Raw genomic sequence first — 24,729 nt, 5'->3', positions numbered from 1 at the left:
TGAGCACCGATTCCGATTGCGCCGCGGCCCACAGCCTCCCGGCGCCGTTGAGTGGCAGGAGGGACGGGGCGGCAACGCCCCGCATGGATGGACGTCAAGCGATACTTCCGTGCGCCGATCATGTGGATCGTGCTGGCCGTCCTCGCCGTCATCGTACTGATGCAGGTCGTTTCGGATTCGAACGGCTACAAGACGGTGGACACCGGGCAGGTCGTCGCAGCGATCGATGCGCACAATGTCAAGTCGGCGCAGATCACCACCGGTGACTCGAACACGATCAAGATCCAGTTGAAGGACGGCGCCACGCTGTCCAACGCCGGCACGGGCAAGGTCCCGTCCGGCAGCAAGTTCCAGGCCTCGTACATCGGCGACCAGGGTGTCGCGATCGCCGACAAGCTCCAGGCCCAGATCAACGACAAGGACCCGAACACCCTCGCCGAGGGCTACACCGTCAGCCCGGAGAAGCAGAGCACCTTCGTCAGCCTGCTGCTGTCGATGCTGCCGATCGTGATCATCGTCCTGGTCTTCCTCTTCCTGATGAACCAGATGCAGGGCGGCGGCTCGCGCGTCATGCAGTTCGGCAAGTCCAAGGCCAAGCTGCTCACCAAGGACACCCCGAAGACGACCTTCTCGGACGTCGCCGGTGCGGACGAGGCGGTCGAGGAGCTCCACGAGATCAAGGAGTTCCTCCAGGAGCCGGCCAAGTTCCAGGCCGTCGGCGCCAAGATCCCCAAGGGCGTGCTGCTGTACGGCCCGCCCGGGACCGGCAAGACCCTGCTGGCGCGTGCCGTCGCGGGCGAGGCCGGGGTGCCGTTCTACTCCATCTCCGGCTCGGACTTCGTCGAGATGTTCGTGGGTGTCGGCGCCAGCCGCGTCCGCGACCTGTTCGAGCAGGCCAAGGCGAACGCCCCGGCGATCATCTTCGTCGACGAGATCGACGCCGTCGGCCGGCACCGCGGTGCGGGTCTCGGCGGCGGCCACGACGAGCGCGAGCAGACCCTCAACCAGCTGCTGGTCGAGATGGACGGCTTCGACGTCAAGGGCGGCGTGATCCTGATCGCGGCGACCAACCGCCCCGACATCCTGGACCCGGCGCTGCTGCGCCCGGGCCGCTTCGACCGCCAGATCGCGGTGGAGCGCCCCGACCTCCAGGGCCGTCTGGACATCCTCAAGGTGCACCAGAAGGGCAAGCCGATCGCGCCCGACGTCGACATGTCGGCCGTCGCCAAGCGCACCCCCGGCTTCACCGGCGCCGACCTCTCGAACGTGCTCAACGAGGCCGCGCTGCTGACCGCCCGCTCGGACAAGAAGCTGATCGACAACGGCATCCTGGACGAGGCGATCGACCGCGTCGTGGCGGGTCCGCAGAAGCGCACGCGGATCATGTCCGACAAGGAGAAGAAGATCACCGCGTACCACGAGGGCGGTCACGCCCTGGTCGCGGCGGCCTGCCAGTACAGCGACCCGGTGCACAAGATCACCATCCTGTCCCGCGGTCGGGCCCTCGGCTACACCATGGTGCTGCCGGAGGAGGACAAGTACTCCACCACCCGCAACGAGATGCTCGACCAGCTGGCCTACATGCTGGGCGGGCGCGCGGCGGAGGAGCTGGTCTTCCACGACCCCACCACCGGTGCGTCGAACGACATCGAGAAGGCCACCGCCACGGCGCGGGCCATGGTCACCCAGTACGGCATGACCGAGCGCCTGGGCGCGATCAAGTTCGGCAGCGACAACTCGGAGCCCTTCCTGGGCCGCGAGATGGGCCACCAGCGCGACTACTCGGAAGAGGTCGCCGGGCTGGTCGACGAAGAGGTCAAGAAGCTCATCGAGAGCGCGCACAACGAGGCCTGGGAGATCCTGGTCGAGAACCGCGACGTGCTCGACAACCTGGTCCTGGAGCTCCTCGAGAAGGAGACCCTGAACAAGGAGCAGATCGCCGAGATCTTCGCCCCGATCGTCAAGCGCCCGAACCGGCCGGCCTGGACGGGCTCCGCCCGCCGCACGCCGTCCACCCGGCCGCCGGTGCAGTCGCCGAAGGAGCTGGCGCTCACCAACGGCGCCGCCGCCTCCGACACCGTGCCGGTCGACATCGTGAAGCTCCCGCCGCTGCCCGCGGCCGAGCCGCCGACCGAGGGCTGATCCGGCCTCCGGTAGGAATGGATGCCGCGTCACCAGGGTTTGTACCCTGGAGGCGCGGCATCCGTGCTGTTCAGCCAGAGTCTTCCCACGAGTAAGCGAGGCCCGCATGATCGACCCGGTGACGCTCGACGGTCCGCCCGCCGTCGGTGCCTTCGACCAGAAGCGGGCCGAGAACGCCATCCGCGAGCTGTTGCTCGCCGTCGGGGAGGACCCGGACCGCGAGGGCCTGCTGGAGACCCCGGCCCGGGTGGCGCGGGCCTACAAGGAGATATTCGCGGGTCTGTGGCAGGAGCCCGAGGACGTCCTGACCACCACCTTCGACCTCGGCCACGACGAGATGGTGCTGGTCAAGGACATCGAGCTGACCTCGGTCTGCGAGCACCACCTGGTGCCGTTCCGCGGCGTCGCGCACGTCGGGTACATCCCGTCCCCCAGCGGCAAGATCACCGGGCTGTCCAAGCTCGCCCGGCTGGTCGACGTCTACGCCCGCCGGCCCCAGGTGCAGGAGCGGCTGACCAGCCAGGTGGCCGACGCGCTGATGCGGATCCTGGAGCCGCGCGGGGCGATCGTCGTGGTCGAGTGCGAGCACATGTGCATGTCGATGCGCGGCATCCGCAAGCCCGGCGCCAAGACCATCACCTCCTGCGTGCGCGGCCAGCTGCGCGACCCGGCCACCCGGGCCGAGGCGATGAGCCTCATCATCGGCAGGTAGTCGGCAGGTAGTCGGCAGGGGGGCTGCGGCTCAGGGCACCTCGGGCTCCGCGTGCTGCGGAGCCGGGGTGCCCAGCGCGTTGCGGCGCTCCGGCATCCGCAGCGTGACCATCCGGCGCCAGCCGAAGGCCCGGTCGTACAGGTACAGCGCGTGCACCCCGAGCGTGACCACGGCGAGCTGCCAGCGCGGCCAGCGCAGGATCCGCGCCATCCGGGCGGTGACGGCGAGGCCGACGTCCCGGTGGGTGCGGATCTCGCCGCGGGCGCTGGTCTCCAGGGCGTGCCGGATGTACGGCCCGTGGCCCTCGGCGATCAGCCGCAGCAGCTCCTCGTGGCAGTAGGCGAGGTGGTTGTCCTCGTCGGCGGAGATCATCCGCATCGCCCGGCCGAGCTCGGGGTTGTCCCCGTAGACCTTGACCAGCTGGCGCATCTGCTCGGCGGCGCGCTGTTCGGTGACCCGGCTGTGGGCGAGGTAGGTGATGATCTCGCGGTCGGTCAGCGGGGTGTCGCCGTTCAGCCGTTCGTGGGAGAGGCCGACGCCCTGGCGTTCCAGCAGCATGCAGTAGTCGGCGTCGTCCGGGACGGGCACCTTGGGCAGGCCGCGCTTGTTCAGCAGCTGGGTGAAGATCCGGCCGTGCTTGCGCTCGTCCGCGCCGTGCCGGGCGACCTTCGGGGCGAGCACCGGGTCCAGGGTGAGGGCGGTGATCCGCTCGTTCTCCCAGCCGCCCTGGTCCTCGCCGCCGGCCGCGATGCTGCAGAACAGCTGGTAGGCCTGGTCGTTCCGGTAGATCTCGTTGAAGAGCGATCGGGTGCTCAGCACGGCGCCTCCTGCGCGGATCCGGGGCGGCGCCCGCCGGTGGTCGGACGGGCGGTCGCGATACGTCCCCCCGAACCGCCGGCCGGACGGGCCGACCGGCGGGTAATCACCCGCACGCCTCAGCCGAGGTGGGAGCCCAGCCACTCCAGCGAGGCGGGCAGCTCCTTGGTCCAGCTGTCGAAGTTGTGGCCGCCGTCGTCCAGGTACAGCGACTCCACCTTGAACTGGGGGTTGGCCGCCGCGACCTGGGTGGCCTGGTCGACGAACTGGACGGTCTGCGGGTAGTCGGACTCCTTGCGGGTGGAGACCACCAGCAGGTTGAGCGGCGGGGCCGGGAGGTTCTGCAGCCGCCAGTTGAGGTCGTGCTGCTGGGCCAGGGCCTTGTCGCCGTTGAACAGGTCGCCGCCGGTGTACTGGTCCTGGCGGACCGCGAAGTCGCCGTGCAGGCCCGCGGCGCTGCCGTAGACGTTCGGGAAGCGCATCGACAGCCGCATCGCGCAGCTGCCGCCGGTGGAGTAGCCGAACAGGCCCCAGGAGCCCGCCGAGCGGCCGAGCCGGTACGCGCTGTGCAGGGCCTCGGGCACGTCCTTGACGAACCAGGTCTCGGTGCGCGGCCCGCCGGGGACGTCCACGCACTCGGTGTCCCGGGCCGGGACCACGGCCGGGCGGGCCAGCACCAGGACGGTCGGCGGCATCTTGCCGGAGTGCTGCAGCTCCGCCGCGGACTGCACCAGGGGCAGCTCCTTGAGCAGGTTCAGGGTGGTGCCGGGGTAGCCGGCCAGGGCGACCAGGACGGGGAAGCGGACCAGGGCGAACTTCGGGTCGAAGTACTCGGGCGGCAGGTAGACGAACATCTGGTCGGAGAAACCGGTCTCCTTGCCGTTGACCCGGACCGACTCGATCTTGCCGACCTCCTCCGGCGCGCCCTTGGGCAGGTTGGGGGCGCTCTCCATGCCGCCCTCGTTGGTGGGCTGGACCAGCTGGTCGGAGACCGGGGTGCCGCCCTTGTGGTTCTCGTTGCTGGTCAGCGCGAGCTTGGCGCCGCCGGGGTTGAGCAGGTCGTCCCAGGAGGTGTAGAACCCGAAGGAGTTGTTCACCGACAGCGCCAGCACCGCGAGGATCGAGACTTGAACGACTGTCAGCAGGCCGATCCGGCCGAGCACCGGGAGCGGGCGCTGCCGGGCGAGCCGGGGCCAGATCCACAAGGTGGTGACCAGGGCCGCAGCTCCGAGTGCGAGCAGCGCGTTCACCAGCACGTCGCTGGTCAGTTCCATGCCGTCGGCCTTCCGGTGGGACACTGTCGATGCAGGCTTCATCGTCTGGCGGGCCGTCAGGCCGGGCCACCGCAGCTAGGCTGTCCGGACGCCCCGGCGGGGGCGGGAGGGCGGGGGGAGGTCCGGGGCAACCGGCGCCCTAGAATGCGGCGTCCACCGTACGTACCACGTACCGGAGGGCCGTGCCCCGCCACGCGGCGGCGGACCCACGGCTCCCACCCCCGGCTCAACCCGCAGCGCGCCCACGGCACCGGATTACCGTCCGTTTCCGGATCCTTGGTATGCGCATTGCCCGATGAAGGAATACGCATGAAGGTCCATCACACGTGCTCCCCCGGAGTGAACGGACACCGCACCGCAGCCTCTACGCTGAGCTTCCATGAGCGCTCCCGTGTCCGTTGAGCCGAGCCCCGAGCAGCCGCCGCGCCGTCGGCGCGGTCTGCAGACGCTGCGCAACCAGGCGGCCGCCGTCCCGAGGGCCTGGCTCCCCGGCGCGGTCGGCTACGCCTGTCTGCTGATCGGGCTGGTGGACATCGCCAGCGCGGTGTTCCCCAAGCTCCGGCACACCAAGATGCACACCTTCGCCGGGCAGCTGCCGGGCGGCACCACCAGCCTGGCCGCGGTCGGTACGCTGATGGTCGGCATCCTGCTGGTGCCGCTGGCGCACGCGCTGCGCCGGCGCAAGCGGCGGGCCTGGCGCGCGGTCTGCGTCCTGCTGCCGCTCAGCGCCTCGCTGCACATCGTGCGCTGGCACCAGATCGGCCCGGCGGTCGTCTCCCTGGTGGTCCTCGCCGTGATGCTGGTGCACCAGCGCGAGTTCTACGCCAAGGCCGACCCGCGCACCCGCTGGGGCGCGGTGGTCAACCTGGTCGTCATGGGCGGCCTCAGCGTGCTGCTCGGCCTGCTGATCGTGAGCACCCGCACCCGGTACGAGCTCGGGCACCCGGCCCTGCTGGAGCGGCTGCAGCACGTCGGGTACGGGCTGTTCGGCTTCGAGGGCCCGATCCGCTACAACAACGCGCGGATGTCCGACCTGGTCGCCTACCTGCTCGGCGGCCTCGGCCTGCTGACCGCCTTCACCACCGCCTACCTGGCGCTGCGCCCGGGCAAGCCCAAGCCGGAGCTCACCGCCGAGGACGAGGAGAAGGTCCGCGAGCTGCTCAAGCGGCACGGCGAGCGCGACTCGCTCGGCTACTTCGCGCTGCGCCGCGACAAGAGCGTGCTGTTCTCGCCCACGGGTAAGGCCGCGATCTCCTACCGGGTGGTCTCCGGCGTGATGCTCGCCTCCGGCGACCCGGTCGGCGACGTCGAGGCCTGGCCGGGCGCGATCAAGGTGTTCATGGCCGAGGCCCGCGAGCACGCCTGGGTGCCGGCCGTGATGGGCTGCAGCGAGGTCGGCGGCGAGGTCTGGACCCGCGAGGCGGGCCTGGACGCGCTGGAGCTGGGCGACGAGGCGATCGTCGACACCGGCACCTTCTCGCTCTCCGGCCGGGCCATGCGCAACGTCCGCCAGATGGTCAAGCGGATCGAGCGCAACGGCTACTCCTGCAAGGTGCGCCGGGTCTCCGACCTCACCGTCGAGGAGAAGTACCGGATCGCCGACGCCGCCGCCCGCTGGCGCGGCACCGACACCGAGCGCGGCTTCTCGATGGCCCTGGGCCGCTTCGGCGACCCGCTGGACGACGACTGCGTGGTGGTCACCGCCCACAAGGACCCGGAGGAGGGCGAGGGCGGCGACGACCTGAAGGCCGTGCTGCACTTCGTGCCCTGGGGGCCGGACGGCATCTCGCTGGAGCTGATGCGCCGCGACCGCGCCGCCGACCCGGGCCTGAACGAGCTGCTGATCGTCGCCGCCCTCCAGGAGGTGGGTGCCCTGGGCATCCGCCGGGTGTCGCTCAACTTCGCGATGTTCCGCTCCGCGCTGGCCCGCGGCGAGCGGATCGGCGCCGGACCGGTGCTGCGCGCCTGGCGCGGACTGCTGGTGTTCCTGTCGCGCTGGTTCCAGATCGAGTCGCTGTACAAGTTCAACGCCAAGTTCCAGCCCGAGTGGGAGCCGCGCTTCCTGGTCTTCCCGAGCACCCGGGACCTGCCGCGGATCGGCTTCGCCGCGATGCAGGCGGAGGCCTTCATCACCCTCGGGATGCCGCGCTTCGGCCGCAAGCGCCAGCGCGAGGGCCTGATGCCCGTCCCGTCGACCCGGGAGGTCGGCGAGGCCGCCTGAGGCACCTCGAAACCGTTCGGGGCCCCCACCGAGAATCCTCGGCGGGGGCCCCGTTCGATAATGGGGGCATGAGCGAGCGCAGCGAGCGAATCATCGGAAGGCGCGCGTGGGCGAATGCCCCCGCCGAGCGAAGCGAGGCGGGCGCATGAGCGATTCGCCGTCCTTCGTCCTGCCGGCCGGACTGCCGCGGCTCGACCGCTGCGCCGTGATGGGCGTGGTCAACGTCACGCCCGACTCCTTCTCGGACGGCGGGCTGTGGTTCGACCCCGCCAAGGCCATCGCGCACGGGCTGGCCCTGCGGGCCCGCGGCGCGGACCTGGTGGACGTCGGCGGCGAGTCCACCCGGCCCGGCAGCCAGCGGGTGCCCGAGGAGGAGGAGCTGCGCCGGGTGCTGCCGGTGGTGCGCGAGCTGGCCGCCGCCGGGCTGGTGGTGTCGGTCGACACCATGCGGGCCTCGGTCGCCGAGCGGGCCGTCGAGGCCGGCGCCGCGATCGTCAACGACGTCTCCGGCGGCCTCGCCGACCCGGCGATGGCCCGGGTGGTCGCCGAGACCGGCGCGCCCTTCGTGGTCATGCACTGGCGCGGGCAGTCCGCCGACATGGACCGGCTGGCCGTCTACCGGGACGTCGTGCGGGACGTGGTCGAGGAGCTGACCGCGCGGATGGACGCGCTGCTGGCCGCCGGGGTCACGGAGGACCAGCTGGTCCTCGACCCGGGGCTCGGCTTCGCCAAGACCGCCGAGCACAACTGGGCGCTGCTCGGCCGGCTGGACGCCCTCACCGCGCTCGGCCGTCCCGTCCTCGTCGCGGCTTCGCGCAAGCGGTTCCTGGGTACGCTGCTCGCCGACCCGGAAACCGGGGAGCTGCGCCCGGCCCGTGAGCGGGACGACGCGACCGCCGCGGTCTCGGTGCTGTCGGCCCAGGCCGGAGCCTGGGCGGTACGGGTGCACGACGTGTCCGGTACGGCGGACGCCGTCCGCGTGGTCGCGGCCTGGCAGCGCGCGGCGCGGCTGGGGTGAGGGAGGGTCTGTGACAGGTGACGGCAGGTTGAGCGGCGGGACGGCCGGAAAGGCCCGGGAGGTGGACCTGGAGGCGGTGCTCGCGGCGAACCGCGCCTTCTACGAGGCGCTGGAGCGGGGGGACGTCGAGGCGGTCGAGGAGGCCTGGCTGGGGCCCGAGCACGCCGACGACAAGGGCGGGGTGGTCTGTGTGCACCCCGGCTGGCCGGTGCTGCGCGGGCGGGCACAGGTGACCCGCTCGTACATGCTGATCATGATGAACACGGAGTACATCCAGTTCTTCCTGACCGATGTCGAGGCCGAGGTCCACGGGGATGTGGCCCTTGTCACGTGCACCGAGAACATCCTCTCCGGCGGTGAGGCCGAGGAGGAGGGGGAACTCGGGCCGCTGGTCGGCGGAAAGGTCGTGTCGAGCAATCTGTTCCGGCGCACCTCGGCCGGGTGGAAGCTCTGGTCGCACCACGGTTCACCCGTTCTGACCAGCGGGGACGAGGACGACGAGGACTGATTCCGGGGGCTGGGGGAATTCGGTGCCGGGCGGTCGCCGGGGAATTTCCGGGTGGTCACCGAACGTTCACGTCAATCGCCATTTCGGTGCGCGTGGCGACGGTTCGTGCCGGGTAGGACGGTCAGGCGTTGTCCGCGCTCGCGGGTAGATTCGAAACGGAGTGGCGGGTGTGCTGCCCGCCTTCGCCCTGCCCGTCCAAGCTTTCCTCCGGGCGGGGCCCGTCCGACTGGGAGCAGTGATTCGTTTGCTGGACCGCGTCACCCTGCGGGGGCTGCGAGCCCGGGGCCACCACGGCGTCTTCGAGCGCGAGCGCGTCGAGGGGCAGACCTTCGTGGTCGATCTCGTGCTGTACCTGGACACCCGCCCCGCCGCGTCCGGAGACGACCTCACCCGCACCGCGCACTACGGCATCGTGGCCGAGGAGGTCACCGCGATCATCGCCGGGGAACCGGTCGACCTGATCGAGACCCTGGCGCAGCGGATCGCCGACCAGTGCCTGAAGCACGACGCGGTCGAGGAGGTCGAGGTCACCGTGCACAAGCCGGACGCCCCGATCACCGTGCCGTTCGACGACGTGACCGTGACCATCCACCGGGGCCGCGCATGACCCCCACCGCGCGCCTGGTTTCCGATGCAGAGGGATTTCTTCGATGAACAGCAGTGACCCGATCGCCGAGCCGAACGCGTTCGACCTGGAGAGCCGGGTGGACTCCGCCGACACCACGCTGCACAGCCAGCGCTGTGCGGTGATCGCGCTCGGCAGCAACCTGGGCAACCGGCTGGACACCCTCCAGGGTGCCGTCGACGCGCTCGCCGACACCCCCGGGCTGAAGATCAAGGCCGTCTCGGCGATCTACGAGACCGAGGCCGTCGGCGGCCCGGAGGAACAGCCCAACTACTACAACGCGGTCGTGGTGCTGCGCACCTCGCTGCCGCCGCGGGACCTGCTGGAGCGCGGCAACGCGATCGAGGACGCCTTCGGGCGGGTCCGCGAGGTCCGCTGGGGCCCGCGCACCCTGGACGTCGACATCCTGGCCTACGAGGGCGTGGTCAGCGAGGACCCGCAGCTGCTGCTGCCGCACCCGCGCTCGCACGAGCGGGCCTTCGTGCTCGCCCCCTGGCTGGACGCCCAGCCCGAGGCCGAGGTGCCCGGGCACGGGCAGGTCGGCGCGCTGCTGGAGGCGCTCGGCGGTCCGGACGCGCAGGGCGTGAAGCGTCGCGACGACATCCGGCTGACGCTGCCCGAGTAGCACCGGGCGGGGCCGGTCCGCGGCTGGTCCACAGCCGGTCCCGGGCCGGTCCGCAGCCGGTCTGGGGCCGGTCCGGGGCCCGGCCGGCCGGGAGTCCCCGGGGCGACCGGGGAACTCGGCGACCGGGCCCGGCCGTACGAGTAGATGTCCGCCCGTCCGGTCCCGGTACGGTGGCCTGACGCCGCCGTACCGGGCCACCGGGCGGGCGGTCGGCTCTGGCAAACCCCGGGAAGGACCACCTCCGCGTGAAGCTGCTTCGCCTCCGTCTGCTGATCGGCATCACCGCCGCGACGACGGCGCTGTCCTGGGCCGGCTCCAAGCTGTGGGCGTCCCTGGACACGCTGCCGGCCGTGCCGGCCGCGGCCCCGGTGGTGCTGGCGGCGGTGGCGGTGATCCTGCTGGCGACCGCGCTCTCGCTGCGGTCCCGGCTGAAGGCGGTGCGCGAGCGGCAGCCCGGCGCCAAGCGGGTCGACCCGCTGCTGGCGGCCCGGGCGGTGGTGCTCGGGCAGGCCAGCGCACTGGTCTCCTCGGTGGTCACCGGCATCTACGCCGGGGCCGGGATCTACCTGCTCGGCGAACTGGACGTGTCGGCCCGCAAGGACCAGGCGGTCACCGCCGGGCTCGCGGTGCTGGCGGGGGCCGCGGTGATCGCGGCGGCGCTCTGGCTGCAGCACGTCTGCAAGCTGCCGGAGGACCACGACGATCCGAGCGGTCCGGCGGCCTCCCACCGCTGACGGATCGGCCGGATCCCGTCGGGCGTCGCTGAGCAGGGCTTTTTTCGTGATCTTGAGTGAAAAGCCGGGCACGTGCGGTAAAAAATGCCCAGTGTCAAGGGTGGAAGGGGACCCTGGGCTGACACGGCCCCAATTCGCACGCTAGTTTCTTGGCATGTCTCGCGGACGCCACCGTCATTCCTCCGTCCTCGGCCGGGTCTTTCCCCCCACCGCCGCCGGCGTACTGCTGGTCGCCGCACTGGCCGCTCTGCTTTTCAGTCAGGACACCATCCTGGTGCGCTCGGTGGGCGTCGCCGCACTGATCGCGACGCTCGGCTTCGCCGTGCTGCTGCGGCAGCGCGACAAGGCCGCCCGGGCCGCCGCCGAGATGTCCGCGGCGCAGCGGCTGCGGGCCGAGGAGCGGTTCGAGGAGCAGCTCGCCGAGGCCGAGTACGCGGCCGAGGTCGCCGAGGAGCGGGCCACCCGCTTCGGCCGCCGACTGACCGCGGAGAAGTCGCGGCTCGCGAAGGCCGAGACCGAGATCGCCCGGCTGCTCCGGGAGCGGGCCGTGGCGGTCGCCGAGCAGGCGCTCAAGGAGGCCGAGGCGGCCCAGCGGGCGCTCGCCGCGAGCCGCCCCAAGTACCCGGCCAGCCCCGCCGCGTTCGTCCGCGCCGCGTCCGTGCTGCGGCTGCTGGAGCGGCGCGCCGCCGAGCAGGAGGCGCAGCGGGAGCGCACGGCGGGCGCGGAGGTCGCGCTGCGGGCGCGGACGGCTCCGGCCACTTCGACTGCTCCCTCCGCCGCCACCGCTGCGGCCGCCCCGGTGCCGGTGTCCGTGCCCGCCCCGGTGGCGCCCTCGGTGCCCACCCCGGCGCAGGCGCCGTCCGGCCGCACCCCGGTGCAGCCCACGCCGCTGCGCCCGGCGCTGACCGCGACGGTCGGTCAGCTGGGCGGGGCGCCGGGTGCCCCGGCCGCCGTGCCGGCGCCGGCGGAGCGTCAGCGGCCGCGTCCGGTGCAGTCCGGGCAGGCGCGCGGGCAGGGTTTCAGCTTCTTCGGCCGCGGCCCGGGTGCGGCGGTCCGGGCGGCGGCTCCGGCGCCGGCGGTGGGCAGCGTCGCCGAGCTGGGGGAGCGCGCGGACCTGGCGGACGTGGTGGGCGACGAGGCGGTCGCCGCGAAGGCGAAGGCCGAGGCGCAGGAGGCCGCGGCGGTCGGCGCGGACGCGACGTCCGAGCGCCCGGAGCAGTCGGTGCGGGTCGGCGGCGCCGAGTCGGACGGGCCGACCGTGGTGGACCTGACGCCCGAAGAGGAGACCGAGCTGATCGAGCTGCCGGAGCTGCGCGCCTCGCGCTGAGCGGCCCGGGAGCGCGGAGGGGCGGGAAGTCGACCGACTTCCCGCCCCTCGGCGTTGGTGCCCGTGCTGCGTCAGATCTGGACGCCGAAGTCCTGGGCGATGCCGGCCAGGCCGGAGGCGTAGCCCTGGCCGACCGCGCGGAACTTCCACTCGCCGTTGTTGCGGTAGAGCTCGCCGAAGATCATCGCGGTCTCGGTGGCGGCGTCCTCGGAGAGGTCGTACCGGGCGATCTCGGCGCCGCCGGTCGCGTTCACCACGCGGATGTAGGCGTTGCGGACCTGGCCGAAGTTCTGGCCGCGGGCGGTGCCGTCGTAGATGGTGACCGGGAAGGTGATCTTGGTGGCCTCGGCGGGCAGGCCGGCCAGGTTGACGTTGATGGACTCGTCGTCGCCCGCGCCCTCGCCGGTCCGGTTGTCACCGGTGTGCACGACGGTGTTGTCCGGCGTGCTGGTGTTGTTGAAGAAGACGAAGTGCGCGTTGGACAGCACCTTGCCGTCCGCGTTCAGGACGATCGCGCTGGCGTCGAGGTCGAATTCGGCGCCGGTGGTGGTGCGGGTGTCCCAGCCCAGGCCGATGCTGACCGCGGACAGGCCGGGGGCCTCCTTGGTCAGCGAGACGTTGCCACCCTTGGAGAGGCTCACTGGCATGGCGATTGCAGTCCCTTCGTTCGCTTTTCCCGGGACAACGCGACAGTCGGTGGGCTTGGTTCCGGAGAACCCGTGAATTCTTCGCGGACGTCAAAGCCGGGCAAAGGACGGGCAATGCGTTGGCCGGTCCGGTCGGACCCGGGTGTCAGATCCGGGGGAACCGGCCCTGCAGCGTCCAGATGTTCGGGTTGTCGGCCAGGTCCGGGTGCATGTCGAACAGGTCGGCGAGGGTGTCCTGGAGGAAGTCCCGGGCCTCGCGCCGCAGCTCGCTGTGCCGGATCACGGCGGGCGGCTCGTCCCGCAGCCATGTCGCGGTGACCTCGACCCAGTTGAAGCGGCGGGCGAAGCGCAGCAGCTCGGTGTTCTGGGTGAAGTCGAGGTCGGCGGTCTGCACCCGGGCGGCGCGGGAGCCGTCCGGGTCCCGGTCGAGCTCCTCGACGATGTCGCAGAGCGCCCAGGCGAAGTCCAGCACCGGGACCCAGCCCCAGCGGGTGGAGAGTTCGGCGCCCTCGGCGTCCAGGTAGACGTCGCCGCAGAACAGGTCGTACCGCAGGGCGCGCACGGGGGCGGTGCGGTAGTCGGTCTGCGGGGGGTCGGGGAAGCGGTTGGAGAGGGAGTAGCCGAGCTCGATCACGTAGGCCATTGTCGGGGGTGTGAGTGGGTGCGGATAACCGGGTGACCCCAGTGGGCCCGGCGCGGGATGATGGCGGCATGTCCGAGCCCATCCGCGTACGGGGGTCGGTGGTCGTCCCCGACGCCGAGCTCGTCTGGCGCTTCTCGCGTTCCTCCGGCCCCGGTGGCCAGCACGTCAACACGTCCGACTCCAAGGCGGAGCTGCGCTTCGACCTGGCCGCGTCCAAGGCGCTGCCCGAGGTGTGGCGCACGCGTGCCCTGGAGCGGCTGGCCAACCGGCTGGTGGACGGCCGGGTGCTGGTGGTCCAGGCCTCGGAGTTCCGTTCCCAGTGGCGCAACCGGGAGGCGGCCGCGGTGCGGCTGGCGGCGGTGCTGAGCGAGGCGTGCGCGCCGCCGCCGAAGGCCCGCCGGGCGACCCGGCCCAGCCGGGGGATGGTCGAGCGGCGGCTGGAGAACAAGCGGCACCGGTCCGAGCTCAAGCAGGGGCGGCGGCTGCAGCGGGGCGAGTAGTCCCGCCCGCCGGTCGTTCCCGGCCCGCCGAACCGTTTCAGCCCAGCGTGCGGTAGCCGCCGCGGAAGTAGAGCAGCGGGCGGCCGCCGGGGGTGGGGACGACGGCTTCCAGGACGCGGCCGATCAGCAGGATGTGGTCGCCCGCGGGTATCCGCTGCTCGGTGCGGCACTCGACGGTGGCCAGCGCGCCCTCGATCAGCGGGGCGCCGGTGTGGGCGCCGCGGTGGTGCGCGGTCTCCGCGAACAGCAGCCGGTCGCTGAGTCGGCCCTTCATGGCGAAGCGGGAGCCGAGCGCCTTCTGCCCCTCGGTGAGCACCGAGACCGCCCAGGTGTCGTTCCGGGAGAGCACCTCGTCCATCCGGGAGTCCTCGCGGACCGAGACCAGCACCAGCGGCGGGTCCAGCGAGACCGAGAGGAAGGACGTGGCGGTCATGCCGACGTCCTCGCCGTCCTCCTCGTCGTGGACGGTCACCAGGCTCACGCCGGCGGCGAGCTGGGAGAGGGCTGCCCGGAACTCGTCGGGCGTGGCGTGGGGGGCAGCTTCGGGCTGCGGGGACGGGTACACGTACCGCACGGTAGCCGCCGCCCGCGGGTGACGGCATCGGGCCGTGGTCGTAGGACCACCGCCGCAGGCCGCTCGCGGCGTGGGGTCCGGTCACTCCCAGGGGTGAAGCGGGGGGTACCGGTCGGTGCAGTCGGCTTCAGCCCGCAGTCGGTGCGGTCGACCACCGGAAATGATCCGATAGCGGTTTTTGTCCCGCTATGGGGCGGATGAACTGATTAAGGACGCATTAGTGTCGTGTGATTTAAGTCACAAGTGGTGGCCTATTGCTGACCGAGCGTGCCGAACGCTGTGCTCCCTGTGATTCAGTTCTTCTGGCAATCGGACGATAACCAATCAAGAACTATCCGAAGCAGCCGGGGAGCCCCCGCATGGAAGCCGAGTCGGAGCCGTACGTCCGTCTCGCGACCCTCCGCACCTTGCACCGGGTCGTGGCGGACCTCAACGCTGCCCGCAGCCTGGCGGGCACGCTGCAGGCCGTCGTCGAGGGCGCGGTGCACGGACTCGGCTTCGACGCCGCTGCGGTCAGCCTGGTCCGGCCGGACGGCGACCTCGTGGTGGCGGCCGTCTGGGAGCTGGAGGAGAGCCCGATGGGCGGGCCCTCGGTGCTGCTCGGCCAGGTCGGCTCACGGGAGTCCTGGGACCGGCTGCTCGGCGTCAGCGACCACTGGGGCACCCTGCGCTTCCTGCCGTACGACCGCGGCTGGGCCGTCGCCAGCGACATCCCGCGCTGGATCGGGGACAGCCCGCTGCCCGTCTACGCCAACGACTGGCACCCCGCCGACGGACTGCTCGCCCCGATGTACAGCGCCGGCGGCGACCTGCTCGGCGTGCTCTCGGTGGACCGCCCGCGCAGCGGCAAGCGGCCCGGGGCGTGGACCCGCGAAGCCCTGGAGATGTTCTCGCTGCAGGCCTCCATCGCGATCGGCAACGCCCGGCTGCGGGCCGAGATGCAGCGCGCGCTGGCCCGGCTGGAGAAGGAGCAGCAGGCCCTGCGGGCCAGCGAGGAGAGCTTCCGGCAGGCCTTCGAGTACGCGCCCAGCGGGATGGCCATCACCGAACTGCACGGCGCCGGGCGCGGCCAGCTGACCAGGGTCAACGACGCGCTCTGTCGACTGCTCGGCCGCCCCCGCGCGGTGCTGCGCCAGCAGAGCTTCGCCGATCTCGTGCACCCCGAGGACCGGGCCCTGTTGGAACGCACCAGCGCCGAGAGCGGCCGGGCGGAACTGAGGCTGTCCCGGCGGGACGGCGGCTACCAGTGGGTCTGCCTGCGCAACTCGATCGTGGCGGACGCGGCCGAGGGCCCGAGCTTCCTGCTCACCCACGTCGAGGACATCGAGGACCGCAAGCGCCACGAGCTCCAGCTCGCCCACCGGGCCAGCCACGACGCGCTCACCGGCCTGCCCAACGGCGCCGAGCTCAAGGCCCGGCTGGCCCGCCGGCTCTGCGCCGAGCCGCAGCCGGTCGGCGCCGCCGCCGGCGCGCTGACCGCCGAGGTCGGCTGCCCGCAGCCGTACGCCTACCCGGCCGACTCCTACAGTGCGCACACGGCGTACGAGGGCCTGGAGGGCGTGGACCCGTACGCCGGGCCGGTGCACGGCTACGGGCTGCTGGAGGGCGGGCCGCTGCCCGGCCTCGGCGCGGGCTACGGGGAGCACGTGCACGCCGTGGTGCCCGCCGAGTTCGGGCCCGGCGGCGAGGCCTGGTCCGCGCCGTTCCGCTCCGGTCCGGCGGCGCCGGCCGAGAAGGGGCTGGCGGTGCTCTTCTGCGACCTGGACGGCTTCAAGTCGATCAACGACCGGTTCGGGCACAACGCGGGCGACTCGGTGCTGGTCGAGGTCGCCCGGCGGCTGAGCGGGGCGGTCCGGGACGGCGACACGGTGGCCCGGCTGGGCGGCGACGAGTTCGTGGTGCTGGCCGACGGGATCGGCCGCGAGGAGGCCAAGGACCTGGCCCACCGGCTGCGCAACGCGATCATTCCGCCGATGCGGATCGACGGCCGGGCGATGCGGGTCGGGGTGAGCCTCGGGATCGGCTGGGCCGGCTGCGGGATGAGCATCGAGGAGGTGCTGCACACCGCGGACGAGCGGATGTACGACGAGAAGCGGGCCCGGGGCGGCGCGGTGCGCGGGGCGCGCGGCGAGCGCTCGCACCGGCGGGCGGGCTGACGGCGGGCTCGCGGGGCGGCCCGGGCGCCCGGGAACGCGCAGGTTACCCACGGGTTGTCAAGGGTTCTTTTCCTGCTGTCAGGTAGGGCAGGTAGGGTGCCCGGTACGACAGCGTCCATGATCTGCGCCGCCCGCGCGCGGCGCACACCGGATGGGGGACAGACCACCGTGACGACCGCCGGCGACAACGGATTGCCCGAGGGCCAGGGGGGCGGTGCCCCGCAGGACGACGACCCGTTCGGCTACCTCTACCGCCCGGCCGACGGCTCCGCCGGACAGCCGGCCGAGCCGCAGCAGGGAGTTCCCCGCACGTCGTACAACCGGCCGATGGAGGTCGGCCGGGCGCAGTACGGCCAGCCGCCGCGCGCCCAGCAGCCGCCCTACGGCCAGCCCGGCCCGGCGCAGCCGCCGTACGGCCAGCAGGGGATGCCCCCGCAGGGCCAGTACGGCCAGCCCGGCCTCCCGCAACAGGCCGAGTACGGCACGCCCGCCCAGCAGACCCGCTACGCCGAGCACTCCCGGCCGCAGCCGGGGGACGAGCGGCCGAGCAGCGGCCGGAGCAAGGGTGCGGTGATCGGCGCGGTCGCCGTGGTCGCGGCGATCGCGATCGGTGCCGGGATCGCGCTCTCCACCGGTGACCCGGAGGGCGACAAGGGCGCCAAGGGCGGCACCACGACCGCCGCCCCGCCCGCCCCGAGCACCCCGGCGACCTCCGCCACCACTGGGACGGCCTCGCCCTCGGCGAGCGCCACCGTCTCGGCCGGCCCGGCGACCGTGGACGCCGGCCAGCTCCAGGGGCAGAACGCGCCGTCCGGCAACAGCGTCAAGGGCGCCAAGTCGGCCGACGGCAGCTACCTGACGCTCCAGCAGGGCGGCTCGGTGACCTGGAACGGTCAGGTCGCCGCGGCCGGGACGTACAAGCTCACGGTGCACTTCAACAACGCCGGCGGGGACGTGAAGGGCGCGGCCTCGGTCAACGGCAAGGACTGGCCGAACGGGCTGACGTACAAGAACTACTCGCCCGGCAAGGACCCGGCGTCGTCCTGGTACACGACCTGGATACTGCCGCAGTTCCAGGCCGGGGCGAACTCGGTCACCTTCACGGTGCCCTCCGGGCCGATCCTGATCGACCAGATCACCGTCGAGCCGAGCAGCTGAGGCTGGTCCGTGGTGTGAAACGGCCGCCCGTCCCCGTCGGGGAGGGGCGGCCGTTGCCGTTGCTCAGACGGACTTGACGGTGGGGAACCTGTCGCCGCCGAGGACCCAGCGGCCGCGGCGCATCACGGCGACCAGGTCGTAGCTCTCGGAGTCGACCACGACCAGGTCGGCGAGCTTGCCGGCCTCCAGCGAGCCGATCGAGTCGGCGAGGCCGAGCAGCCGGGCCGGGGTGGCGCAGAGCGACTCGACGGTCTGGGCGAGGGTCAGGCCGTTCACGGTCACCGAGCGCTTGAAGGCCACGTCCAGGGTGAGGGTGGAGCCGGCGATCGCGCCGCCCTCGACCAGCCGGGCGACGCCGTTCTCGACGCGGACCTGGAGGGGGCCGAGGGGGTAGAGGCCGTCGCCCATGCCGGCGGCGCCCATGGCGTCGGTGATCAGGGCGACGCGGCTGGGGCCGGCGGTGCCGTAGGCGAGGTCGAGGACGGAGGGGTGGAGGTGGACGCCGTCGTTGATGAGTTCGACGGTGACGCGTTCGTCCTCGAGGAGGGCGACGATGGGGCCGGGGGCGCGGTGGGCGATGCCGGGCATGGCGTTGAAGAGGTGGGTGGCGACGGTGGCGCCGGCTTCGATGGCTTCGAGGGTGGTGGCGTAGTCGGAGTCGGTGTGGCCGACGGCGGCGATGATGCCGAGGTCGGCGAGCATGCGTACGGAGTCGAGGCCGCCGGGGAGTTCGGGGGCGAGGGTGAGCATCTTGGCGTGGCCGCGGGCGGCGTCGACGAGTTTGCGGACCAGGGCGGGGTCGGGGTCGCGCAGCAGGTCGGGGCGGTGGGCGCCGCAGCGGTTGTGGGAGATGAAGGGGCCCTCGAAGTGGATGCCGGCGAGGGTGGCGTCCTCGACGAGTTCGGAGAGGACGGCGGCCTGGCGGGTGAGGTCGTCGATCTCGCCGGTGACGGTGGAGGCGACGGTGGTGGTGGTGCCGTGTTCGAGGTGGGTGCGGGCGGCGAGCAGGGCTTCCTCGGCGATGCCGGAGGCGTAGGAGGCGCCGCCGCCGCCGTGGACGTGCAGGTCGACGAAGCCGGGGACGACGGTGTGGCCGGTCAGGTCGAGGTCGCCGGGTTCGGGCTGCCCGCCGTTCGTCCCGCGGTTCGCTCCGCTCGTGATGGCTGCGATCCGGGTGCCCTCGACGGTCAGGCGGTCGCCGTCGACGACGCCGCCGGGCAGGACGAGCCGGGCGCCGGACAGGGCAGTACGGTCACGGTCCGCGGTGGTCACGCGGTCACCTCCATCGAGAGCAGGTCCCAGGCGAGCAGGCCGGCGCCCAGGGACGCGGCGGTGTCTTTGAGCATGGCGGGTACGACCTTCGGGGGCATCTGGAAGGTCAGGCGCTCGGTGACCGCCGCGCGCAGCGGTGTGAAGAGCGTGTCGCCGGCCTCGGCCAGCCCGCCGCCGACGATCACCGTGGACGGGTCGAGCAGGCTCTGGGCCAGCACGATGCCGTCGGCCAGGGCGTCGACCGCGGCCTTCCAGACCGCACTGGCGCGGTCGTCCCCGGCGTCCACCGCGGCGGCGCAGGATGCCGCGTCGGCGTCGGGGTCGCCGCTGGCCTCGGCCCAGGCGCGGGAGACGGCGGAGGCGGAGGCCAGCGTCTCCAGGCAGCCGCGGGCGCCGCAGCCGCACTGGGGGCCGCCGGGGCGGACCACGACGTGGCCGATCTCGCCGCCGTAGCCGTGGGCGCCGGCCTCGATCCGGCCGTCGATGCCGATGGCGCCGGCGATGCCGGTGCCGAGGGCGATGAACAGGAAGCGGTCGACGCCGTGGCCGGCGCCGAGCCGGCCCTCGGCGAGGCCGCCCGACCGCACGTCGTGGCCGAGGGCGACCGGCATCGCGGGGCCGCGGGTGCCTCCGGCGGTGTCGGCCAGGCGCTCGCCGAGCAGCTTGCGCAGCGGGAGGTCGCGCCAGCCGAGGTTGGCGGAGAAGACCGCGATCCCGTTCTTCTCGTCGATCGTGCCGGGGACGGCCACGCCGGCCGCCGACGGGGCGAGGCCGAAGCGGGCGCGGCCCTCGTCGGCCAGGTCGGCGGCGAAGTCGAGGATGGCGGCGACGACGGCGTCGGTGCCGTGTTCCCGCCCGGTCGGTCGGCGTGCTTCGAACAGCACGGAGCCGTCCTGGGCGAGCAGCGCGGCCTTCATGCCGGTGCCGCCTACATCGAGTGCGATGACGTGCTTCACGGGGGACAGTTTCCCTTGGTCGGGTCGAAGAGGTCTAGTCCAGTTGTCGGATTGGTCTGGTCCATACTGGGTGAGCTTTGTCTCGGGTGCGGGGGTGTGCGGGGCTTTGGGTGGGGCGTTGGGTGGGGCTTCGGGCGGGCTTGGGCGGGGGAGTCGGGGTGAGGGGCTTCGTGCGCCGGTTGTTGCGCATCGTGCAATGAACCAGGGCACTTCGGTAACTACTCGACGGACGGGGGCGAGTGGTGTGGACCAATGGGCGAGCGGTTTGGGAGTGTGGCGCTCCCCCCTGCCGGATTCCCTCGTCCGGCTGTAGTTCTTTTTGAAGGCGGTACCCGCGTTGGACAGGCGCGCCCACGTTTCCCTCCGTGTGCTCGGTACGGCGTTGGCCGGAGCACTGGTGCTCACCACGGTCAGCGCGTGCAGCGGGCAGGGCGACGGGCAGGTCACCCTCAAACTGGTCGCCGCGGACTACGGGGAGAACGTCGAGACCAGCTCCAAGCACTACTGGGACGAGGTCTCCAAGGCCTTCGAGGCGGCCAACCCCGGTATCAAGGTCCAGGTCGAGGTGGACAGCTGGACCGACATCGGCAAGAAGGTCGACGACATGATCGCGGCCGGGAAGTCGCCCGACCTGCTGCAGACCGGCGGCTTCGCCGAACAGGTCGCGGCCGACCGGCTGTACCCGGCGGCGGACGTCCTCTCGATGGACACCCAGGCCAAGTTCATGGACAACTTCTCGCACGCCGGGCAGGTGCTGGGCACCCAGTACGGGATCCCGTTCGTGTCGTCCTCGCGGGTGCTCTTCTACAACAAGGCGATCTTCCGGCAGGCGGGGATCACGCAGCCGCCCACCACCTGGAACGAACTGCGGGCCGCGGCGGAGAAGATCAAGGCCAAGGTGCCGGGGGTGACCCCGTACGGGCTCCCGCTGGGGCCCGAGGAGGCGCCGGCCGAGTCCATGCTGTGGACGCTGAGCGGGGGCGGCTCGCTCTCGGACGACGTCGGCAACTACACCATCGACAGCGACCAGAACCAGGCGACCTTCAGCTGGCTGAAGAACAACCTGGTCAGCACCGGGCTGACGTACTCGGACCCGGGCAAGATGAACCGCACGCCGGTGTTCCAGGACTTCGCCTCGGGGAAGGTCGCGATGCTCAACGGGCACCCGACCCTGCTGCGGATGGCGTCCGCCGGGAAGGTCGACTTCGGTACGGCGGCCATCCCGAAGAAGGACGGCGTGGGGAGGACCGGGAGCCTCGGCGTCGCGGACTGGATGATGGCGTTCAAGGCGAACGGGCACAAGAACGAGATCAAGAAGTTCCTGTCCTTCGTCTACACGAAGGACTACCAGCTCAAGTTCGACGAGCAGTACAACCTGCTGCCGGTGACCCAGGACGCGTTCAGCCAGATGTCCTCGGACCCCAAGCACGAGGACCTCAAGCAGTTCGCGGTCGGGCTGACCAATGCGAGCTTCTACCCGTTCGGGGACCCGGCCTGGGGTGAGGTCAGCAACCGGATCAAGACCGGGATCGGGCAGGCGGTGACCGGGGAGCCGAAGCAGGTGCTGCAGGGGTTGCAGGATGCGGCGATGAAGGAAGCGGCGCGGGTCCGGAAGCAGTAGGGCCCCCGGGGCGGGGGGTCTTTTTAGGGGAGCGTGATCGCGTAGGCCTTGCGGAGGGTCTCGTGGACCGTCCAGGTGGTGCGGTCGCCCTCGCGCAGGACGGCGCAGTCGCCGGGGCCGACGGACAGGGTCGGGCCGCCTTCGATCTCGATGGTGGCCCGGCCGCTCAGCACCACGAACATCTCGTCGGCCTCGACGTCGGTGACCACGCCCGGGGTGATCTGCCAGATGCCGCGCAGCTGGCGGCCGTCGGGGGACTCGGCGAGGACCTTGCCGGTGACCTCGGGGGTGCCGGAGACGATCTGGGACGGGTCGAGGGGCTCGGGGTCGAGGTCGGTGGTGGGGATGTGGACGGCGAAGCTCGGCGTGGTCATGGGGGTGACGCTAGTCGGGCGGGGGCACCGGGGTGGGGGGCAGAGTGTGTCGGGGGTACGTCCGAGAATGACACTTCGTAGGTCCGTGGGGGGATGTGCGGAGGTGGTGTGCGGTGGGCGAGCTGGGCGAGCTGAGTGAGCGGGACCGGGCGGTGCTGGCGCTGGAGGGGCGGCAGTGGCGGACAGCGGGGGCCAAGGAGCGGGCGATCCGGGAGGAGTTGGGGCTCTCCTCTACGCGGTACTACCAGGTGCTGAACGGGTTGTTGGACCGGGAGGAGGCGCTGGCGTTCGCGCCGGTGTTGGTGAATCGGTTGCGGCGGGTGCGGGAGGGGCGGCGGGGGGCTCGGTGAGAGCCGCTGCGCGGGGCTTGGGTGTGGGGGTGGGCTCTCGGGAGGGTGGGTGAGGCCGGGGGCGCGTCCCTCTCGCCTTGGTGGGGGGTGGGGGTGGGGGGTGGTTGCTGTGGGTGGGTTGGTGCGGGGTTTGGGGGTATGGGCACGGCATGGGATTTGACGAGAAGTGGGTGCCGGTGACCGGGGCTGGGCGGGATGGGCTTCGGGGGATCCTTGCGGCGCCTGGGGATGCTGTGGTCGCTCTGGACTTCGACGGGACGTTGGCGCCGATCGTTGCGGATCCTTCGCAGGCCCGGGCGCATCCGGGGGTGCGGGGTGCCTTGGGGGTGCTGACGGGGAGGGTGGGGGCCGTGGTGGTGATCACTGGGCGGCCGGCGGCTTTGGCGGTCGAGTACGGGGGGTTGGCGGGGCTTCCCGGGGTGGTGGTGCTCGGGCATTACGGGGCTGAGCGGTGGGAGGGGGGTGAGGTCTCGGCGCCCGAGGTGCATCCGGGGGTGGCCGCGGTGCGGGGGGCGTTGCCGGGGGTGTTGGAGCGGGTGGGGGCGCCCGGGGGGACGTGGGTGGAGGACAAGGGGCGCTCGGTGGCCGTGCACACCCGGCGGACGGCGGAGCCGGATCGGGTGTTGGAGCTGTTGCGCGGGCCGGTGGGGGAGTTGGCGGCGGAGCACGGGCTGGTGGTGGAGCCCGGGAGGCTGGTGCTGGAGCTGCGGCCGCCGGGGGTGGACAAGGGGGCGGCGCTGACGGGGTTCCTGCGGGAGCGCGGGGCGCGGGCCGTGCTGTACGCGGGGGACGACCTGGGGGACGTCGCGGCCTTCGCGGCGGTCGAGAAGCTGCGGGGCGAGGGGCTCGCGGGCGTGCTCGTGTGCAGCGGCGCGGTGGGGGACGCGCCGGTGCGGGAGCTGGCCGAGCGGGCGGATCTGGTGGTCGACGGGCCCGAGGGTGTGGTGGAGCTGTTGGGGGATCTGGGGGAGGTCCTTACAGGGCGTTGAGCTGGTCGAGGAACCACTGCTGCGGGGGGAGGGCGGTGGCCGCGGCGGCGAGGCGCTTGGTGCGGTCGGCGCGTTCCCCGGGGCTCATGGTGAGGCCGGTGTGCAGGGCTTCGGCGGTGGCGATGACGTCGTACGGGTTGACGGTGAGGGCGTCGTCGCCGAGTTCGGTGTGGGCGCCGGCCTCGCGGGAGAGGACGAGGGCGCAGCCGTGGTCGGAGACCACCGGGACCTCCTTGGCGACCAGGTTCATGCCGTCCCGGATCGGGTTGACGAGGGCCACGTCGGCGAGGCGGTAGGCGGCGAGGCTGCGCGGGAAGTCGTCGTTGACGTGCAGGATCAGGGGCTGCCAGGTGGGGGTGGCGAATTCGGCGTTGATGGCGGCTGCGAGGTCCTGTACGGCGGCGGTGTAGGCGCGGTATTCGGCGAGGTCGGTGCGGGACGGGTAGGCGAAGGCGATGTGGACCACCCGGTCGTGCCACTCGGGGCGGGTGCGGAGCAGGTGCCGGTAGGCCTGGAGGCCGCGGACGATGTTCTTGCTCAGCTCGGTGCGGTCGACCCGGACGATGGTGCGGCGGTCGCCGACGGCGGTCCTGAGGGCGGCGAGGCGTTCGTCGACGTCGGGGCGGTGGGCGCGTTCGCGCAGGAAGTCGGCGTCGGCCCCGAGGGCGTGGACGCCGAGGTGGGTGGTGCGGCCGTTGAGGGTGACGGTGAGGTTCTCGGGGTCGAAGGTGGCGCCGAGGAGGTCTTCGCAGCAGGCGGCGAAGGCGCGGGCCCAGCGTTCGGTGAGGAAGCCGGCCCGGTCGGCGCCGAGGATGCCGGTCAGGACGGCCCGGGCGACGTCGTCGGGGAGCAGCCGGTAGTACTCGGGCGGGGCCCACGGGGTGTGGGAGAAGTGGCCGATCCGTAGGTCGGGGCGGGCCGCGCGGAGCAGGGCCGGGGTGAGGGACAGGTGGTAGTCCTGGACCAGGACGGCGGCTTCCGGGGCGGCTTCGGCGGCCAGGGCGGCCGAGAAGGCGGCGTTGTAGGCCTGGTAGGCGGCCCATTCGGTGCGGAAGTCGGCGTCGAAGGAGGGCGCGGTGGGGGTCGCGTAGAGCAGGTGGTGGATGAACCAGAGGGTGGAGTTGGCGACGCCGTTGTAGGCGCGGGCGAAGGTCTCCGGGTCGATGTCGAGCATCCGTACGGCCTGGCCGCCGACCTCGTGCCCGGCGAGGTCGAGGCGGCCGTCGGGGGCTTCCCGGGCGGCTCTGCGGTCGGCGTCGCCCAGTGCGGCGCAGACCCAGACGGCGGTGGGGTCGTCGATCGCGGACAGGCCGGAGACCAGGCCTCCGCCGCCGCGGCGCAGGGTCAGCGTGCCGTCGTCGGCGGTGCTGAAGGACACCGGTCCCCGGTTGGAGGCCACCAGGACGGGGGCGGTTCCGGTCGCACTCGAACGTTCGGTCGTGAGATCGCCCATGGTTGGGATGTTGCCGGGGGGTCGGGGCGGCAAA

The 24,729-nt window shown here is 72.3% G+C and carries 24 protein-coding genes; 15 read left to right on the top strand and 9 right to left on the bottom strand.

All coding sequences use genetic code 11. The annotated features are described in order from the left end of the window. The first annotated feature begins 87 nt into the window (after window positions 1–87). Together ftsH and folE are read left to right on the top strand one after the other, a co-directional pair. Window positions 88–2,142 (top strand): ATP-dependent zinc metalloprotease FtsH, encoded by a 2,055-nt coding sequence (gene ftsH / locus ACFVXG_RS08925; RefSeq protein ID WP_387925669.1) that lies wholly within the window; start codon window positions 88–90, stop codon window positions 2,140–2,142. Between the two features lie 106 nt (window positions 2,143–2,248). Then, window positions 2,249–2,854: a GTP cyclohydrolase I FolE gene (gene folE, locus ACFVXG_RS08920; protein ID WP_350509225.1), complete on the top strand. Its 606-nt coding sequence runs from the start codon at window positions 2,249–2,251 to the stop codon at window positions 2,852–2,854. 30 nt (window positions 2,855–2,884) lie between these two features. On the opposite strand, the gene ACFVXG_RS08915 is transcribed toward folE, so the two are convergent. Next, the gene (locus ACFVXG_RS08915) at window positions 2,885–3,673 is read right to left on the bottom strand and encodes a ferritin-like domain-containing protein (protein ID WP_387925667.1); all 789 of its coding nucleotides are present in this window, start codon (window positions 3,671–3,673) and stop codon (window positions 2,885–2,887) included. A gap of 116 nt (window positions 3,674–3,789) precedes the next feature. Further along, on the bottom strand, window positions 3,790–4,944 hold the full coding sequence (locus tag ACFVXG_RS08910; protein ID WP_387925665.1) for an alpha/beta hydrolase: 1,155 nt from the start codon (window positions 4,942–4,944) through the stop codon (window positions 3,790–3,792). Between the two features lie 379 nt (window positions 4,945–5,323). Between ACFVXG_RS08910 and ACFVXG_RS08905 the strand changes: the two genes are divergently transcribed. The 7 genes from ACFVXG_RS08905 to ACFVXG_RS08875 all read left to right on the top strand — a co-directional run bounded on the left by ACFVXG_RS08905 (window position 5,324) and on the right by ACFVXG_RS08875 (window position 12,002). Further along, window positions 5,324–7,165 (top strand): phosphatidylglycerol lysyltransferase domain-containing protein, encoded by a 1,842-nt coding sequence (locus ACFVXG_RS08905; protein WP_387925664.1) that lies wholly within the window; start codon window positions 5,324–5,326, stop codon window positions 7,163–7,165. Window positions 7,166–7,310: 145 nt separating this feature from the next. Continuing rightward, window positions 7,311–8,183, top strand: a complete 873-nt coding sequence (folP, locus tag ACFVXG_RS08900; RefSeq protein WP_387925663.1) for a dihydropteroate synthase — start codon at window positions 7,311–7,313, stop codon at window positions 8,181–8,183. 10 nt (window positions 8,184–8,193) lie between these two features. Continuing rightward, a complete protein-coding gene (locus ACFVXG_RS08895) occupies window positions 8,194–8,691 on the top strand; it encodes a nuclear transport factor 2 family protein (protein WP_387925661.1) in 498 nt (165 codons plus the stop codon). A 247-nt stretch (window positions 8,692–8,938) separates the two neighbouring features. Further along, on the top strand, window positions 8,939–9,298 hold the full coding sequence (gene folB / locus ACFVXG_RS08890; protein ID WP_030288941.1) for a dihydroneopterin aldolase: 360 nt from the start codon (window positions 8,939–8,941) through the stop codon (window positions 9,296–9,298). A 43-nt stretch (window positions 9,299–9,341) separates the two neighbouring features. Beyond that, on the top strand, window positions 9,342–9,941 hold the full coding sequence (gene folK, locus ACFVXG_RS08885) for a 2-amino-4-hydroxy-6-hydroxymethyldihydropteridine diphosphokinase (protein ID WP_350509219.1): 600 nt from the start codon (window positions 9,342–9,344) through the stop codon (window positions 9,939–9,941). Window positions 9,942–10,186: 245 nt separating this feature from the next. Next, window positions 10,187–10,675, top strand: a complete 489-nt coding sequence (locus ACFVXG_RS08880; protein ID WP_350509218.1) for a DUF3180 domain-containing protein — start codon at window positions 10,187–10,189, stop codon at window positions 10,673–10,675. 154 nt (window positions 10,676–10,829) lie between these two features. Then, the gene (locus ACFVXG_RS08875; RefSeq protein WP_387925660.1) at window positions 10,830–12,002 is read left to right on the top strand and encodes a hypothetical protein; all 1,173 of its coding nucleotides are present in this window, start codon (window positions 10,830–10,832) and stop codon (window positions 12,000–12,002) included. A 71-nt stretch (window positions 12,003–12,073) separates the two neighbouring features. Here ACFVXG_RS08875 and ACFVXG_RS08870 read toward each other — a convergent pair whose 3' ends face one another. Next, a complete protein-coding gene (locus tag ACFVXG_RS08870; RefSeq protein ID WP_387925658.1) occupies window positions 12,074–12,649 on the bottom strand; it encodes a TerD family protein in 576 nt (191 codons plus the stop codon). Window positions 12,650–12,794: 145 nt separating this feature from the next. Next, complete coding sequence (locus ACFVXG_RS08865) at window positions 12,795–13,292, bottom strand: hypothetical protein (protein WP_387925656.1); 498 nt, start codon at window positions 13,290–13,292, stop codon at window positions 12,795–12,797. Window positions 13,293–13,360: 68 nt separating this feature from the next. On the opposite strand from ACFVXG_RS08865, the gene arfB reads away from it, so the two are divergent. After that, the gene (gene arfB, locus ACFVXG_RS08860; protein ID WP_350509214.1) at window positions 13,361–13,792 is read left to right on the top strand and encodes an alternative ribosome rescue aminoacyl-tRNA hydrolase ArfB; all 432 of its coding nucleotides are present in this window, start codon (window positions 13,361–13,363) and stop codon (window positions 13,790–13,792) included. A gap of 37 nt (window positions 13,793–13,829) precedes the next feature. Here the strand turns inward: arfB and ACFVXG_RS08855 are convergent, their stop codons facing one another. Further along, window positions 13,830–14,357, bottom strand: coding sequence for a flavin reductase family protein (locus ACFVXG_RS08855; RefSeq protein WP_387925654.1), 528 nt, complete (start codon window positions 14,355–14,357; stop codon window positions 13,830–13,832). Window positions 14,358–14,725: 368 nt separating this feature from the next. Here ACFVXG_RS08855 and ACFVXG_RS08850 point away from each other — a divergent pair, with 368 nt between their 5' ends. Together ACFVXG_RS08850 and ACFVXG_RS08845 are read left to right on the top strand one after the other, a co-directional pair. Further along, window positions 14,726–16,522, top strand: a complete 1,797-nt coding sequence (locus tag ACFVXG_RS08850) for a diguanylate cyclase domain-containing protein (protein ID WP_387925652.1) — start codon at window positions 14,726–14,728, stop codon at window positions 16,520–16,522. A 168-nt stretch (window positions 16,523–16,690) separates the two neighbouring features. Further along, complete coding sequence (locus ACFVXG_RS08845) at window positions 16,691–17,680, top strand: carbohydrate-binding protein (protein WP_387925650.1); 990 nt, start codon at window positions 16,691–16,693, stop codon at window positions 17,678–17,680. 63 nt (window positions 17,681–17,743) lie between these two features. Here ACFVXG_RS08845 and nagA read toward each other — a convergent pair whose 3' ends face one another. Further along, the gene (nagA, locus tag ACFVXG_RS08840) at window positions 17,744–18,952 is read right to left on the bottom strand and encodes an N-acetylglucosamine-6-phosphate deacetylase (RefSeq protein WP_387925648.1); all 1,209 of its coding nucleotides are present in this window, start codon (window positions 18,950–18,952) and stop codon (window positions 17,744–17,746) included. Continuing rightward, complete coding sequence (locus tag ACFVXG_RS08835) at window positions 18,949–19,908, bottom strand: ROK family protein (protein ID WP_387925646.1); 960 nt, start codon at window positions 19,906–19,908, stop codon at window positions 18,949–18,951. The genes nagA and ACFVXG_RS08835 overlap by 4 nt, the downstream gene beginning before the upstream one ends. Window positions 19,909–20,290: 382 nt before the next feature. On the opposite strand from ACFVXG_RS08835, the gene ACFVXG_RS08830 reads away from it, so the two are divergent. Beyond that, window positions 20,291–21,529: an extracellular solute-binding protein gene (locus tag ACFVXG_RS08830; protein ID WP_387925645.1), complete on the top strand. Its 1,239-nt coding sequence runs from the start codon at window positions 20,291–20,293 to the stop codon at window positions 21,527–21,529. Between the two features lie 23 nt (window positions 21,530–21,552). On the opposite strand, the gene ACFVXG_RS08825 is transcribed toward ACFVXG_RS08830, so the two are convergent. Further along, a complete protein-coding gene (locus tag ACFVXG_RS08825) occupies window positions 21,553–21,903 on the bottom strand; it encodes a cupin domain-containing protein (protein ID WP_387925643.1) in 351 nt (116 codons plus the stop codon). A gap of 122 nt (window positions 21,904–22,025) precedes the next feature. Here ACFVXG_RS08825 and ACFVXG_RS08820 point away from each other — a divergent pair, with 122 nt between their 5' ends. Next, complete coding sequence (locus tag ACFVXG_RS08820; protein ID WP_350510489.1) at window positions 22,026–22,253, top strand: DUF3263 domain-containing protein; 228 nt, start codon at window positions 22,026–22,028, stop codon at window positions 22,251–22,253. A gap of 149 nt (window positions 22,254–22,402) precedes the next feature. Continuing rightward, window positions 22,403–23,242, top strand: coding sequence for a trehalose-phosphatase (gene otsB / locus ACFVXG_RS08815; RefSeq protein ID WP_387925641.1), 840 nt, complete (start codon window positions 22,403–22,405; stop codon window positions 23,240–23,242). On the opposite strand, the gene ACFVXG_RS08810 is transcribed toward otsB, so the two are convergent. Then, a complete protein-coding gene (locus ACFVXG_RS08810; RefSeq protein WP_387925639.1) occupies window positions 23,229–24,695 on the bottom strand; it encodes a trehalose-6-phosphate synthase in 1,467 nt (488 codons plus the stop codon). The two genes, otsB and ACFVXG_RS08810, sit on opposite strands and share 14 nt — an antisense overlap. Between the last annotated feature and the right edge of the window lie 34 nt (window positions 24,696–24,729).

The sequence above is a fragment of the Kitasatospora sp. NPDC058162 genome (genome assembly GCF_042884005.1).
Lineage (GTDB): Bacteria > Actinomycetota > Actinomycetes > Streptomycetales > Streptomycetaceae > Kitasatospora.
Note: the sequence above shows the minus strand (reverse complement) of the source record. Positions and strands in the feature narration are given on the sequence as shown.

What these genes read in the sequence shown, in the direction of transcription:
- ftsH (WP_387925669.1), top strand. Translation starts at nt 88, where the DNA reads ATGGACGTCAAGCGATACTTCCGTGCGCCGATCATGTGGATCGTGCTG.
- folE (WP_350509225.1), top strand. Translation starts at nt 2,249, where the DNA reads ATGATCGACCCGGTGACGCTCGACGGTCCGCCCGCCGTCGGTGCCTTC.
- ACFVXG_RS08910 (WP_387925665.1), bottom strand. Translation starts at nt 4,944, where the DNA reads ATGGAACTGACCAGCGACGTGCTGGTGAACGCGCTGCTCGCACTCGGA.
- ACFVXG_RS08905 (WP_387925664.1), top strand. Translation starts at nt 5,324, where the DNA reads ATGAGCGCTCCCGTGTCCGTTGAGCCGAGCCCCGAGCAGCCGCCGCGC.
- folP (WP_387925663.1), top strand. Translation starts at nt 7,311, where the DNA reads ATGAGCGATTCGCCGTCCTTCGTCCTGCCGGCCGGACTGCCGCGGCTC.
- folK (WP_350509219.1), top strand. Translation starts at nt 9,342, where the DNA reads ATGAACAGCAGTGACCCGATCGCCGAGCCGAACGCGTTCGACCTGGAG.
- ACFVXG_RS08875 (WP_387925660.1), top strand. Translation starts at nt 10,830, where the DNA reads ATGTCTCGCGGACGCCACCGTCATTCCTCCGTCCTCGGCCGGGTCTTT.
- ACFVXG_RS08870 (WP_387925658.1), bottom strand. Translation starts at nt 12,649, where the DNA reads ATGCCAGTGAGCCTCTCCAAGGGTGGCAACGTCTCGCTGACCAAGGAG.
- ACFVXG_RS08865 (WP_387925656.1), bottom strand. Translation starts at nt 13,292, where the DNA reads ATGGCCTACGTGATCGAGCTCGGCTACTCCCTCTCCAACCGCTTCCCC.
- arfB (WP_350509214.1), top strand. Translation starts at nt 13,361, where the DNA reads ATGTCCGAGCCCATCCGCGTACGGGGGTCGGTGGTCGTCCCCGACGCC.
- ACFVXG_RS08850 (WP_387925652.1), top strand. Translation starts at nt 14,726, where the DNA reads ATGGAAGCCGAGTCGGAGCCGTACGTCCGTCTCGCGACCCTCCGCACC.
- ACFVXG_RS08825 (WP_387925643.1), bottom strand. Translation starts at nt 21,903, where the DNA reads ATGACCACGCCGAGCTTCGCCGTCCACATCCCCACCACCGACCTCGAC.
- otsB (WP_387925641.1), top strand. Translation starts at nt 22,403, where the DNA reads ATGGGATTTGACGAGAAGTGGGTGCCGGTGACCGGGGCTGGGCGGGAT.
- ACFVXG_RS08810 (WP_387925639.1), bottom strand. Translation starts at nt 24,695, where the DNA reads ATGGGCGATCTCACGACCGAACGTTCGAGTGCGACCGGAACCGCCCCC.